12 protein-coding genes are annotated in these 13,734 nt (G+C 57.7%); 8 read left to right on the forward strand and 4 right to left on the reverse strand.

From position 1 onward, the window contains the following. Positions 1–13 precede the first annotated feature (13 nt). The 5 genes from glpE to ACYZT3_RS26910 all read left to right on the forward strand — a co-directional run bounded on the left by glpE (position 14) and on the right by ACYZT3_RS26910 (position 6,888). Positions 14–343: a thiosulfate sulfurtransferase GlpE gene (glpE, locus tag ACYZT3_RS26890; RefSeq protein WP_046045372.1), complete on the forward strand. Its 330-nt coding sequence runs from the start codon at positions 14–16 to the stop codon at positions 341–343. A gap of 296 nt (positions 344–639) precedes the next feature. Beyond that, positions 640–2,562, forward strand: a complete 1,923-nt coding sequence (locus tag ACYZT3_RS26895) for a PrkA family serine protein kinase (RefSeq protein WP_033056218.1) — start codon at positions 640–642, stop codon at positions 2,560–2,562. A gap of 202 nt (positions 2,563–2,764) precedes the next feature. Continuing rightward, entirely contained in the window at positions 2,765–4,036 is a 1,272-nt protein-coding gene (locus ACYZT3_RS26900) for a YeaH/YhbH family protein (RefSeq protein ID WP_282381882.1), read from the forward strand. Beyond that, entirely contained in the window at positions 4,033–5,595 is a 1,563-nt protein-coding gene (locus tag ACYZT3_RS26905) for a SpoVR family protein (protein ID WP_282381879.1), read from the forward strand. Before ACYZT3_RS26900 ends, ACYZT3_RS26905 begins: the two co-directional genes overlap by 4 nt. A gap of 63 nt (positions 5,596–5,658) precedes the next feature. Further along, entirely contained in the window at positions 5,659–6,888 is a 1,230-nt protein-coding gene (locus ACYZT3_RS26910; RefSeq protein WP_282381876.1) for a multifunctional CCA addition/repair protein, read from the forward strand. Positions 6,889–6,954: 66 nt separating this feature from the next. Here ACYZT3_RS26910 and ACYZT3_RS26915 read toward each other — a convergent pair whose 3' ends face one another. The 3 genes from ACYZT3_RS26915 to folB form a co-directional block, all read right to left on the reverse strand. Then, the gene (locus tag ACYZT3_RS26915) at positions 6,955–7,950 is read right to left on the reverse strand and encodes an IS110 family RNA-guided transposase (protein ID WP_462030744.1); all 996 of its coding nucleotides are present in this window, start codon (positions 7,948–7,950) and stop codon (positions 6,955–6,957) included. Between the two features lie 292 nt (positions 7,951–8,242). Continuing rightward, the gene (gene folK, locus ACYZT3_RS26920; RefSeq protein WP_282381452.1) at positions 8,243–8,761 is read right to left on the reverse strand and encodes a 2-amino-4-hydroxy-6-hydroxymethyldihydropteridine diphosphokinase; all 519 of its coding nucleotides are present in this window, start codon (positions 8,759–8,761) and stop codon (positions 8,243–8,245) included. Next, on the reverse strand, positions 8,752–9,108 hold the full coding sequence (gene folB, locus ACYZT3_RS26925) for a dihydroneopterin aldolase (RefSeq protein WP_282381450.1): 357 nt from the start codon (positions 9,106–9,108) through the stop codon (positions 8,752–8,754). Before folB ends, folK begins: the two co-directional genes overlap by 10 nt. A 74-nt stretch (positions 9,109–9,182) precedes the next feature. Between folB and plsY the strand changes: the two genes are divergently transcribed. Then, entirely contained in the window at positions 9,183–9,752 is a 570-nt protein-coding gene (plsY, locus tag ACYZT3_RS26930) for a glycerol-3-phosphate 1-O-acyltransferase PlsY (RefSeq protein ID WP_462031094.1), read from the forward strand. Positions 9,753–9,787: 35 nt separating this feature from the next. Here the strand turns inward: plsY and tsaD are convergent, their stop codons facing one another. Then, the gene (gene tsaD, locus ACYZT3_RS26935) at positions 9,788–10,813 is read right to left on the reverse strand and encodes a tRNA (adenosine(37)-N6)-threonylcarbamoyltransferase complex transferase subunit TsaD (RefSeq protein ID WP_282381444.1); all 1,026 of its coding nucleotides are present in this window, start codon (positions 10,811–10,813) and stop codon (positions 9,788–9,790) included. Between the two features lie 199 nt (positions 10,814–11,012). Here tsaD and rpsU point away from each other — a divergent pair, with 199 nt between their 5' ends. Then, a complete protein-coding gene (gene rpsU, locus ACYZT3_RS26940; RefSeq protein WP_002551877.1) occupies positions 11,013–11,228 on the forward strand; it encodes a 30S ribosomal protein S21 in 216 nt (71 codons plus the stop codon). Between the two features lie 482 nt (positions 11,229–11,710). Next, complete coding sequence (gene dnaG, locus ACYZT3_RS26945; RefSeq protein WP_282381440.1) at positions 11,711–13,690, forward strand: DNA primase; 1,980 nt, start codon at positions 11,711–11,713, stop codon at positions 13,688–13,690. Positions 13,691–13,734 lie beyond the last annotated feature (44 nt).

Below are 13,734 nucleotides of genomic sequence, written 5' to 3' on the forward strand. Positions count from 1 at the left end.
ACAGGAGCCCGCCATGAGCGAATTCAAACGTATCCCCCCGGAACAGGCCCAGGCCTTGCGCGAACAAGGCGCAGTGGTGGTCGATGTCCGCGACCCTGCGACCTTTGCTGCGCTGCACATCGCCGGCTCGAAGCATTTGGACAATGTTTCCATCTCGGATTTCATTCGTGCCGCCGACCTCGACGCACCGACTGTAGTGGTCTGTTATCACGGCAATTCCAGCCAGAGCGCCGCTGCGTACCTGATCAGCCAGGGCTTCTCCGACGTCTACAGCATGGATGGCGGTTTTGAGCTGTGGCGTACGACTTATCCTTCGGAAACGGCGCAAGGCACTTCCGAATAATTTTTTTGTAACGTGCAAGCCCCGGCCCCCGCGGGCTCGCGCGGTGGCAGACGAACGGTCTGCCACAACTAATTACGTATCTCGCCTTTACCTGCCGAATTCCCAACTATCCTTAAGCGCAGGCCATCCAAAACAGGGGAGAGCCGGTACACCGGCGCGCGGGTCATCGGGAGTAGCTTTCGGGGTAGTCAGCTTCGAAAGAGTTCTGGGGGGTAAACAGCGACTGCATATTCGGTCGCTGCCAGCATCGACTGAATGATCCGGCGTCGGCTCCACGTATCGAGCGAGGTGACGTCATGAGTATCTTTAGCCACTTCCAACAACGCTTCGAGTCCACACGCCAGGAAGAACTCTCGCTGCAAGAGTATCTTGAGCTGTGCAAAAGCGACCGCAGCGCCTACGCTTCCGCCGCCGAGCGTCTGTTGCTGGCCATCGGTGAACCGGAGCTTCTCGACACCTCGGCCAACTCGAGACTGTCGCGGATCTTTTCCAACAAGGTGATCCGCCGCTATCCGGCCTTTGAAGACTTCCACGGGATGGAAGAATGCATTGACCAGATCGTGTCGTATTTCCGCCATGCCGCTCAGGGCCTTGAAGAGAAGAAACAGATTCTCTATTTGCTCGGCCCTGTGGGTGGCGGTAAATCGTCCCTGGCCGAAAAGCTGAAACAGTTGATCGAAAAAGTGCCCTTCTACGCGATCAAGGGCTCACCCGTCTTCGAATCACCTCTGGGTCTGTTCAACGCCACTGAAGATGGCGCGATCCTCGAGGAAGACTTCGGCATTCCACGGCGCTACCTCAACACCATCATGTCGCCATGGGCGACCAAGCGCCTGGCCGAATTCGGCGGCGACATCAGCCAGTTCCGCGTGGTGAAGCTCTATCCTTCGATCCTCAACCAGATCGCCGTGGCCAAAACCGAGCCTGGAGACGAAAACAACCAGGACATCTCGGCACTGGTAGGCAAGGTCGATATCCGCAAACTCGAAGAATTCCCGCAGAACGACGCCGACGCCTACAGCTACTCGGGCGCACTGTGCCGGGCCAACCAGGGCCTGATGGAGTTCGTCGAAATGTTCAAGGCACCGATCAAGGTGCTGCATCCATTGCTGACCGCCACCCAGGAAGGCAACTACAACAGTACCGAAGGTCTGGGGGCGATTCCGTTTACCGGGATCCTGCTGGCCCACTCCAACGAATCGGAATGGCACACCTTCCGCAACAACAAGAACAACGAAGCCTTCATCGACCGGATCTACATCGTCAAAGTGCCGTACTGCCTACGCGTCAGCGACGAAGTGAAGATCTACGACAAGCTCCTGTTCAACAGCTCCCTGGCCAAGGCTCACTGCGCACCTGACACCCTGAAAATGCTCGCCCAGTTCACCGTACTCTCGCGCCTCAAAGAGCCGGAAAACTCCAACATCTACTCCAAGATGCGAGTGTATGACGGCGAAAACCTCAAGGACACCGATCCGAAGGCCAAGTCGATCCAGGAATACCGCGACAACGCCGGTGTCGACGAAGGCATGAACGGCCTGTCGACCCGTTTCGCGTTCAAGATTCTGTCGAAAGTGTTCAACTTTGATCCGCACGAAATCGCCGCCAACCCGGTGCATTTGCTCTACGTGCTGGAACAACAGATCGAGCAGGAACAATTCCAGGCCGAAACCCGCGAACGCTATCTGCGCTTCCTCAAAGAGTACTTGGCACCGCGTTATATCGAATTCATCGGCAAGGAGATCCAGACCGCCTATCTCGAGTCTTACAGCGAGTATGGCCAGAACATCTTCGATCGCTATGTGCTGTACGCCGACTTCTGGATCCAGGACCAGGAATACCGCGACCCGGAAACCGGCGAGATCCTCAACCGCGTAGCGCTGAACGAAGAACTGGAGAAAATCGAAAAACCGGCCGGCATCAGTAATCCGAAGGATTTCCGCAACGAAATCGTCAACTTCGTGCTGCGCGCCCGGGCCAATAACAACGGCAAGAACCCGACCTGGCTCAGCTACGAAAAACTGCGGGTGGTCATCGAGAAGAAGATGTTCTCCAACACCGAGGACCTCCTGCCAGTCATCAGCTTCAATGCCAAGGCCAGCAAAGAGGACCAGCAGAAGCACAACGACTTCGTCACACGGATGGTCGAGCGGGGCTACACCGACAAACAGGTACGACTGCTGTCCGAGTGGTACCTGCGGGTCAGAAAATCACAATAACCCGCTGCCGGTCAGACCGGTTGTCGTCAGTCAGAGGCCTGTGTGCGCATTTTCTGTTACACAGACCTTTGGAAGGTGTTCGAAAGTCGGTAGCGAGGTTCAGTCAGCGTCCAAAAGCGCTTGGGGGAGCGTGAACATCCCTTGGCACGGTCGATGCTGCATAACCGCTCGCCCCTTTCAGGACAGCTTCTAAGGAGCAGTCATGAGCTATGTGATCGACCGACGTCTCAATGGCAAGAACAAGAGCACGGTGAACCGTCAGCGGTTTCTGCGGCGTTACCGTGATCACATCAAAAAGGCTGTCGAAGAGGCGGTCAGCCGGCGCTCCATTACCGATATGGAACACGGCGAACAGATCAGCATCCCCGGCCGCGACATTGACGAGCCGGTGCTTCACCACGGTCGGGGTGGCAAGCAGACCGTCGTGCATCCGGGCAACAAGGAATTCACCAGCGGCGAGCACATTGCCCGCCCGCCTGGAGGTAGTGGTGGCAGAGGCCCCGGCAAGGCCGGTAACTCGGGCGAAGGGATGGACGAATTCGTCTTCCAGATCACCCAGGAGGAATTCCTCGAATTCATGTTCGAGGACCTTGAGCTGCCGAATCTGGTCAAGCGCAACCTGACCGGCACCGACACCTTCAAAACTGTTCGTGCCGGGATCAGTAACGAGGGCAATCCGTCACGGATCAACATCATCCGCACCTTGCGCTCGGCCCATGCACGGCGAATCGCCCTGTCTGGCAGCAGCCGGGCAAAATTACGTGAAGCCAAAGAGGAACTACTGCGACTCAAGCGGGATGAGCCTGACAACTTCGGCGATATTCAGGAAATCGAATCAGAGATCGAAAAACTCAGTGCGCGCATTCATCGCGTACCGTTCCTCGATACCTTCGACCTCAAGTACAACCTGCTCATCAAGCAACCCAACCCCAGTTCCAAGGCAGTCATGTTCTGCCTGATGGACGTGTCCGGTTCCATGACGCAGGCGACCAAGGATATCGCCAAGCGCTTCTTTATCCTGTTGTACCTGTTTCTCAAGCGTAACTACGACAAGATCGACGTCGTATTCATCCGCCACCACACCAGTGCCCGGGAAGTGGATGAAGAGGAGTTTTTCTACTCGCGCGAAACCGGCGGCACCATCGTTTCCAGCGCCTTGAAACTGATGCAGGAGATCATGGCCGAACGCTATCCGACAAACGAGTGGAACATCTATGCCGCCCAGGCCTCCGACGGCGATAACTGGAACGACGACTCGCCGATCTGCCGCGACATTCTGATCAACCAGATCATGCCGTTCGTGCAGTACTACACTTACGTTGAGATTACCCCGCGCGAGCACCAGGCCCTGTGGTTCGAGTACGAACGCATCGCCGAAGCCTTCTCTGACAATTTCGCCCAGCAACAACTGGTCTCGGCCGGGGATATCTATCCGGTCTTCCGTGAACTCTTCCAGCGCAGGTTAGTGACATGACCGCCAAAGAGCAGAAGCGCCAACCCATTTCCACCGGCTCCGAATGGACGTTTGAGCTGATCCAGGCCTACGACAAAGAAATCAGTCGCCTGGCGGCTCGTTATGCCCTGGATACCTACCCCAACCAGATCGAAGTGATCACTGCCGAGCAGATGATGGACGCTTATGCTTCCGTCGGCATGCCGCTGGGCTATCACCATTGGTCCTACGGCAAACACTTCCTCAGCACCGAGAAATCCTACAGCCGTGGGCAGATGGGGCTGGCCTACGAGATCGTGATCAACTCGGACCCGTGCATCGCCTATTTGATGGAAGAAAACACCATCTGCATGCAGGCCCTGGTGGTTGCTCACGCCTGCTACGGCCACAACAGCTTCTTCAAGGGCAATTACCTGTTCCGCACCTGGACCGATGCCAGTTCGATCATCGATTACCTGGTCTTCGCCAAGCAGTACATCATGCAGTGCGAAGAGCGCCACGGTATCGACGCGGTCGAGGACCTGCTGGATTCCTGCCATGCGCTGATGAACTACGGTGTCGACCGCTACAAACGTCCGTATCCGATTTCCGCCGAAGAAGAACGCCGTCGGCAAAAGGATCGGGAAGAGCATTTGCAGAAACAGATCAACGATCTGTGGCGGACCATTCCAAAAGGTGCGGACAAGTACAGCGACAAGGACAACGCGCGTTTCCCCGCAGAACCTCAGGAAAACATCCTTTACTTCATCGAAAAACACGCACCGCTGCTGGAGCCATGGCAGCGGGAAATTGTGCGGATCGTGCGCAAGATCGCCCAGTATTTTTATCCACAGCGTCAGACGCAGGTGATGAACGAAGGGTGGGCCACGTTCTGGCACTACACCCTGATGAACGACTTGTACGACGAAGGACTGGTAACCGACGGCTTCATGATGGAGTTTCTGACGTCGCACACCAGCGTGGTCTATCAGCCCGGCTTCGACAGCCCCTACTACAACGGCATCAACCCCTACACCCTGGGTTTTGCCATGTATCGGGACATCCGACGCATGTGTGAAAAGCCTACCGAAGAGGACTACCGTTGGTTCCCTGAGATTGCCGGCACTGACTGGCTGTCGAGCATCAAGTTCGCCATGAGCAGCTTCAAGGATGAAAGCTTCATCCTGCAGTACTTGTCACCCCAGGTGATCCGCGACCTGAAATTGTTCAGCATTCTCGATGACGACCAGAAGGACGATTTGCTGGTCCCCGCCATTCACGATGAACCCGGCTACCGGATCATCCGTGAAACCCTGGCGGCGCAGTACAACCTGGGTAATCGTGAACCCAACGTGCAGATCTACAGCATCGACCGGCGCGGCGACCGCTCTCTGACCCTGCGTCACCAGCAACATGACCGCAAACCGCTGGGCGAGTCCACCGAGGAAGTGCTAAAGCACCTGCATCGCCTTTGGGGTTTCGATATTCACCTGGAAACCCTGCAAGGGGATCAGATAATGAAAACCCAGCATGTTCCGCCCAGAAGTGAACACAGCGAGGGGGATTACGGCCGGCTGGACCTGGCTGTCATCCATCTTTGATCCTGTTTCGGCCTCCGGAAGTTCGACGCAAAGGTTATTCTGTCGAGCTAACGGAGGTTTTTTATGCAGATTTATAAAGTTGGCGGTGCGGTACGCGATCGCCTGCTGGGCAAGCCTGTCACCGACATCGACTGGGTCGTGGTTGGCGCCACCACTGAAGAAATGCTCGCCAAGGGCTTCCGCCCGGTGGGTGCGGACTTCCCGGTTTTTCTTCACCCCAAAAGCGGTGAGGAATACGCTCTCGCCCGGACCGAACGCAAAAGCGGACGCGGTTACGGCGGCTTTACCTTTCACGCCAGCCCCGAAGTCACCCTCGAAGAAGACCTGATCCGTCGTGACCTGACAATCAATGCCATGGCAGAAGACGATCAGCAGAACCTGACCGATCCTTACCATGGCCAACGGGATCTCAAGGATCGCCTCCTGCGCCACGTTTCCCCCGCATTCGCCGAAGATCCTCTCAGGGTTCTGCGCGTTGCCCGCTTCGCTGCTCGTTATGCGGGGCTCGGTTTCACCGTCGCACCTGAGACACTGGAGCTGATGCGTCAACTCAGCGAATCAGGTGAACTCGAAGTCTTGACCGCGGAACGAAGCTGGAAAGAAATCTCTCGCGCCTTGATGGAAGACCAGCCCCAGGTGTTCGTTGAGGTACTTCGCGAGTGCGGTGCGCTCAAGGTGTTGATGCCGGAACTCGACGCGCTGTTCGGCGTACCGCAACCGGAAGCCCATCACCCGGAAATTGACACGGGCTTGCACACCCTGAGCGTGCTGGAGCAAGCGGCACTGCACAAACAACCCCTCGTCGTGCGCTGGGCCTGCCTGCTGCATGACCTGGGCAAGGGACTGACGCCCGAGGAAGAATGGCCCCGACACATTGCCCACGAGCACAAGGGCCTGAAACTGATCAAGGCGGTCAACGAACGCTTCAAGGCGCCGAGGGACTGTCAGGAACTGGCTCTGCTGGTCGGCAAATATCACACCCACGGCCATCGCGCCCTGGAGCTGAAGCCGTCGACCTTGCTGGAGTTGCTGCAAAGTTTTGACGTTTACCGTCGACCGCAGCGGTTCGAGGATTTTATCGCGGCGTGCGAGATGGACGCGCGTGGACGCAAAGGTCTGGAACAGCGAAGTTATCCACAGGCGGATTATTTACGGGGCGCGGCGAATGCCGTTCGGACCGTGGCGATTCAGCCGTTGCTGGAGAAAGGATTCAAAGGGCCGGAGCTGGGTGAGGCGATCAAGCGTGAACGGCTCAAGACGTTGAAGACTTACAAAGACACGGCGCCTGCCTGAAAGCTTCGCGGGCAAGCCTCGCTCCTACAAGGGTCGGCGTAGAACCTGTAGATACTCTGTTCACGGTCAAGCTTTCGCGAGATGTTTTTCGCTAAAAAGCTTGGCCGTATCAAATTCTTCGCCGGAGCGCATGCAAGCCCATAAACCCGTCAGGTACTTGCGCATCACCGCTCCAATGGCCTGCATTTTCTTCTTGCCCCGGGCCACCAGAGCTTCGTAGAAGGCTTTCACGTTCTCATCGCAACGGATTGCCGTCATTGCCGGCATGAACATCGCTGCGCGTAAGTAGGCGTTGCCACATTTCGACATTCGGCCAGGGCGGTTCACACTTGTTCCTGACTGGGTCAATCTCACGTCCAGCCCCGCATAACGGCTCACCTGTGCCGATTTGAGCGTTACAGGTAGCGTCGTCAACTCAGCCAGTGCAGCAATCGCTGAAGCCTCTCCCACGCCGGGTGCCGCCATCATGCAGCGAAACTGCAAGGTCAGGTTCGGGCACTTGGCGATGGCGTCGCGCGCAGCCTTTTTCAAACGGTCAACGCGTATATCCAATGCAGCAATCGCGTCTTTCTCATCTGCGATTAGCAACTCAATACTCGTATCTGTCGCTTGTAGCGCATGCAGCTCATTCTTGGCTCTGGTCCGATGGCCAATCAGTCGATTGATATGACGGCCAATCGCACGCAGCATCATTTGATCCGCCGTAGGCGGGACCCAAAGCCTGGGTGCCATGCGCTCGCCATATTCAGCCAGCAACTGCGCATCGATCTGGTCAGTCTTGCTGTTTTGCAACATCAACTTGGCAAAGTTGTGGAAGCTTTTTGGGTTGATCACCGAGACCGGTAAGCCCGCGGCATGCAACTCCAACGCAAGATCCAGGTAGTAAATACCGGTGGCCTCCATGACCACGCTCAGCGGTTTGAGGCCCATCATCTTATTCACCGCGGCCTTACGACCCTTGGGCGTGTGCTGAATGTCCCACTGGCCGACTGTTTTGCCGTTCTGCCGCCATCCCATGGCAGACGTTTTGGCACCAATGTCTATGCCGACATGAGTATTCATGCTTTTCACTTCCCTGACTTTAGGTAAGATTGCTTCCGGTTCCCCCGACCTCGAACTTCATGCCACTGCAACCTTGTAATGCGAAGTCCGACTTGTCGGCTTCTCGATACTCTTCGTGGTGGGCAATGAGGCGGGGGGGCCTCTCTACAGACAAGGTCAGGAGCAAATCCTGCCTTCAGGAGCGATCGGCCTCCCCCAGAAACGCACTTGCTGTTGAATGAATCCTTGAGCGTAACCTCTCTCGCTGGAGTCAGGGTCAACATACAAGGAGCGAGGCTTGCCCGCGAAGGGGTCAACGCAGATTTGAAGGGGTCAATTGTTCACCGCGCCACTCAAACGCCACCGGCGCCAACACCTGATCAATCTGCGCCTCGCGCCACAACATAGCGAAGCTTTTACCTACCCCCGGATGCACTCGATCCGGTGCAATCAGCGACAACGGCCACAGCACGAAGGCATTTTTCAGAATTTCTGCCCGCGGCAAAATCAAACCATCAAAGTTGCCCACCAGATCCCCGAACAGCAGCACGTCGATATCCAGCGGCAAACCCTTGCGGTCCGGTGCATAACGGCCGTTGTCCGCCTCGATGAATTTCAACCGGCGATCCAGTTCCATCAGCGGTAAATCGGTAAACGCCGACACCACAAAATTGAAGAACGGCCCGCTCTTGATCCCCACCGGCTGGCTTTCGAACACCGCCGAGCAGCGTATATCCACCATGAAACCTGCCAAGGCTTCCAGGCCAGCCTGCAAATGGGATTCACGCTCGATATTGCTCCCGAGCCCGAGATACACCTGAGTCAGCGACATCCGCGCTCGATCTCCACGCCCACACCACCCGTGGCAGCCGGGATCGCACCTGGCTTAGTCAGTTTGAGGCGCATCCAGGTGATCTTGAATTCGCTCATCAGCACTTCAGCCAGACGTTCGGCGAAGGTCTCGACCAGCTGGAACTGCGCCTGCTCGGAAAAAGCCTGGATGCGCGACGAAACGCTCGCATAATCGAGCGCCAGCGTCAGGTCATCACCGGCGGCGGCTGGGCGATTATCCCAAGCGAAGCTCAGATCAAGACGCAAGCACTGTCGGATGCCTCGCTCCCAGTCGTAGGCACCAATCACGGTGTCGACTTCCAGGCCCTCGATAAACACTCTGTCCAAGCACTTTTCTCCGCTGCACGACAAGGGCGCATTGCGCCGTTAGAATCAGGGCGTCCTCGCCCGGAATAGTTAGCATGTTTTGGTTATTGGCGATCCTCGCCTACCTGCTCGGCTCTCTGTCCTTCGCCATTTTGCTCAGCCGCCTGACCGGTAACCCCGATCCGCGAATGAGTGGCTCGGGCAATGCCGGCGCCACCAACATGTTGCGCCTGGCCGGCAAGAAACTTGCCGGCCTGACCTTGCTCGGCGACCTCTGCAAAGGCCTGCTGCCGGTGCTGATCGCAGGCATCGCGGGCCTTTCGCTGCAAGAACAGGCCTGGATCGGCGTCAGCGCCGTCATCGGCCACCTGTTCCCGCTGTACTTTCGCTTTCGCGGTGGCAAGGGTGTCGCCACCGCTGCCGGCATGCTGCTGGGCCTCTACCCGCCTGCTGCACTGCTGGCGGTCTGCGCCTGGCTGCTGACGTTCTACCTGACCCGCACCAGCTCACTGGCCGCATTGATCGCCACACCGCTGACCCTGCCGCTGCTGGCCTGGCAAGAACCGGCGGCACTGCTGCCCATGAGCGCACTCACGGGACTGATCGTCTGGCGCCATCGCGGCAATCTACGCGACCTGTTTGCCGGGCGCGAACGGCATTTTTAAATACCGGGCATGAGCGCCGCTCATCCCGCACGTCATCACAGTGCCGACAATTGCTCCATCGGCCAACGCGCCTGCACGCTGATCGCCAGGCTTTCGTGCTGACCGGCCTGCAAGCGCTGGCAGCCGGCAAACGCGATCATCGCGCCGTTGTCGGTGCAGAACTCCGGACGGGCATAAAACACATCGCCCTTCATGTCGCCGAGCATTTTCTCCAGTGAAGTGCGCAGTGCCTTGTTGGCGCTGACGCCGCCAGCGATCACCAGACGCTTCATGCCCGCCTGTTTCAGGGCACGCTTGCACTTGATGGTCAAAGTCTCCACCACGGCCTGCTGGAACGCCAGCGAGATGTCGCAACGGGCTTGCTCGCTGTCGTCCCCGGCGCTGACGCTTTGCTGCCAGGTGTTCAGGGCGAAGGTTTTCAAGCCACTGAAGCTGAAAGCCAGCCCTGGACGGTCGCACATCGGGCGCGGAAAGACGAAACGCCCTGCAACCCCTTGCTCCGCGAGGCGCGCGATTTCCGGGCCACCCGGATAATTGAGGCCCATCATCTTCGCGGTCTTGTCAAAAGCCTCACCGGCGGCATCGTCGAGGGTCTCGCCCAAGAGCGTGTATTGACCGATCCCGTCGACCTGAACCAGCTGCGTATGACCGCCCGACACCAACAAAGCGACGAACGGGAATTGCGGTGGTTGCGGCTCCAGCATGGGCGCCAGCAGGTGACCTTCCATGTGGTGCACACCCAGCGCCGGAATGCCCCAGGCGAAGGCCAGCGCCTGCGCGCAGGAGGCGCCCACCAGCAAGGCACCGACCAGGCCAGGACCCGCGGTATAAGCGATGGCGTCGATCTCGGTCGGCACACAGTCAGCTTCGGCCAACACCTGACGAATCAAGGGCAGCATGCGTTTGACGTGGTCACGCGAGGCCAGCTCCGGCACTACCCCGCCATAGGCGCGGTGCAGGTCGATCTGGCTGAACAGCGCGTCGGCCAGCAGGCCGCGTTCACTGTCATATAATGCGACACCGGTTTCGTCGCAGGAGGTTTCTAATCCCAGTACTAGCATGGGTTTGCGCCTTGTTTAGGCTGAGTTCGAAGGCGCGCATAATAGTCGCCATGGGATGCCCCGACTAGCGGTTTTCGATCAGAGGCTTTGCATTCCGAGCGATGAGGGGTTAACATCCGCAACCCTTAAAAACCGACGTCTTCAAGTGCTCTTTTGCCACGAGGATGTTGACCCCGGTAATGAATGAAGGTAGCTCTGGATGCCAGCCGTCAAAGTAAAAGAGAACGAACCCTTCGACGTAGCTCTGCGTCGTTTCAAGCGCTCCTGCGAAAAAGCCGGTGTACTGGCTGAAGTTCGTAGCCGCGAATTCTACGAGAAGCCTACTTCTGAGCGTAAGCGCAAAGCAGCAGCCGCTGTTAAGCGTCACGCCAAGAAAGTTCAGCGCGAACAGCGCCGCGCCGTTCGTCTGTACTAATACACAGACGTTCGTAGCAAGCTTCTGCCAAGCCCGGCCCTCAGCCGGGCTAATGGCATTTGCGGACAACGCTCGATGCTTCACCGTCAAAGCCGCACACGCGACCGAGACAAATCTGCTTCACAGCGTCAGACCTGGCTCTTTTGCCAGCAGTGCACGTCTTTTCTGACGAGCCTTCCAAGGCTACTGACGAGCACACCCACTGATTCCTCTAACGACGATCAGCCCAAGGCACCTTCTTGCGTGCCAGCTTATGAGCTATCCGAGGCCATCGACAGGCCGCAGCCGGATTCAGCGCAACACTTTCAAATAGTCGAATACTGATTGGTACTAACGTCAGTGGATTTTCGGCAGATACACTTCCCGACAGCGATTACGCAGACGACACTGGTCGAGCCGCATATTTTGCGCGCCTCAAACAACGACCCGCGCTCAGCCGCTCTTCGTTTCGGATTCATTGCAGCGCAGATGACGAGAACGCCATGGCCGGGCTAATTCCCCAGAGCTTCATTGACGACCTTCTGAACCGCACCGACATCGTCGATGTGGTCAGCTCGCGCTTGCAGATGAAAAAGGCTGGCAAGAATTACACCGCCTGCTGCCCGTTTCACAAAGAGAAAACCCCCTCCTTCAGCGTCAGCCCCGACAAGCAGTTTTATTATTGCTTTGGCTGCGGCGCTGGCGGCAACGCCCTCGGCTTCATGATGGACCACGACAACCTGGATTTCGTCCAGGCTGTCGAAGAACTGGCCAAAGCCGCCGGAATGGAAATCCCCCGCGAAGAAAGCGGACGGCCGCACAAACCGCGGCAGCCGACCGATTCGCCGCTCTACCCGCTGCTCACCGCCGCCGCCGACTTTTACCGCCAGGCCCTGAAAAGCCATCCGTCGCGCAAAGCAGCTGTGGATTATTTGAAAGGACGCGGGCTGACCGGCGAGATCGCCCGGGACTTCGGCCTCGGTTTCGCCCCGCCCGGCTGGGACAACCTGTTCAAGCACTTGAGCAGCGATACCCTGCAACAAAAAGCCATGATCGATGCTGGTCTGCTGATCGAGAACGCCGAAACCGGCAAACGCTATGACCGCTTCCGCGATCGCGTGATGTTCCCGATCCGTGACAGCCGCGGACGAATCATCGCTTTCGGCGGCCGGGTATTGGGCGACGACAAACCGAAATACCTGAACTCACCGGAAACCCCGGTTTTCCATAAAGGCCAGGAGCTCTACGGCCTTTATGAAGCGCGCAAGAACAACCGCAACCTCGACGAAATCATCGTCGTCGAAGGCTACATGGATGTTATCGCCCTCGCACAGCAAGGCCTGCGCAATGCTGTCGCGACCTTGGGCACCGCCACCAGCGAAGAACACTTGAAGCGGCTGTTTCGCGTCGTGCCCAACGTGCTGTTCTGTTTCGACGGAGATCAGGCAGGCAGAAATGCCGCCTGGCGGGCATTGGAGGCGGCACTGCCGAGCTTGCAGGATGGGCGGCGCGCACGCTTTCTGTTCCTGCCCGAGGGCGAAGACCCGGACACACTGGTCCGCTCCGAAGGCACTGACGCCTTCCGCGCACGGATTAACCAGCACGCCCAACCGTTAGCGGATTATTTTTTTCAACAGCTGACCGAGGAATCAGACCCACGCTCGCTCGAAGGCAAGGCCCACATGGCCACCCTCGCCGCGCCGCTGATCGACAAAGTCCCGGGCGCCAACCTGCGAATCCTGATGCGTCAGCGCCTGACCGAAATTACCGGGCTCAGCGGTGAGGCCGTGAGCCAACTGGTGCACAGCGCGCCTCAGGAAGCGCCACCGGCTTACGATCCGGGTATCGATTACGACGCCATGTCGGATTACAGCGATTACCATCAGCCGCAGGCACAAGAGATGTACGGGCCGCAGCAGGACTGGACGCCGAAGAAACCCGGTGCGGGCGGCAAGAAGTGGGACAAGAAACCGTGGGACAAGAACGGTAAACGTGGCGGTGATCGCGACCAACACAGCGCCCCACGCACACCGATTGCAGTCGAAGCCCCAACGCTGATAGCGCTGCGCACCCTCATTCATCATCCGGAGCTGGCGGGCAAGGTAGAAACCGCCGATCACTTCGCGAATGAGAGCAACACGTACGCGCAACTGCTGGTAGCCCTCATCGGGGCCGTGCAGAAAAATCCTAAGCTAAACTCTATCCAGCTAATGGCGCGCTGGCATGGGACTGAACAGGGGCGCCTGCTTAAGGCTTTAGCGGAAAAGGAGTGGCTGATTGAAGGCGACAACCTTGAACAACAGTTTTTAGACACCATTACTAGGTTATCGGCAAGTCAACACACAGATAGCCTGGAAGTACTTATCAGAAAAGCAAGGCAGCCAGGATTGACTGCGGAGGAAGCAATTCAGATCGCAAATCAGATGCGCGACCTATTAAAACGCAATATGGCTGTATCAGACCCGACCTCAACTGGCGCGTGAGGTCATAGCTCAGGTATAATCCTCGGCTTGTTTTTTGCCCGCCA

It is taken from the genome of Pseudomonas sp. MDT1-16, assembly GCF_054898115.1.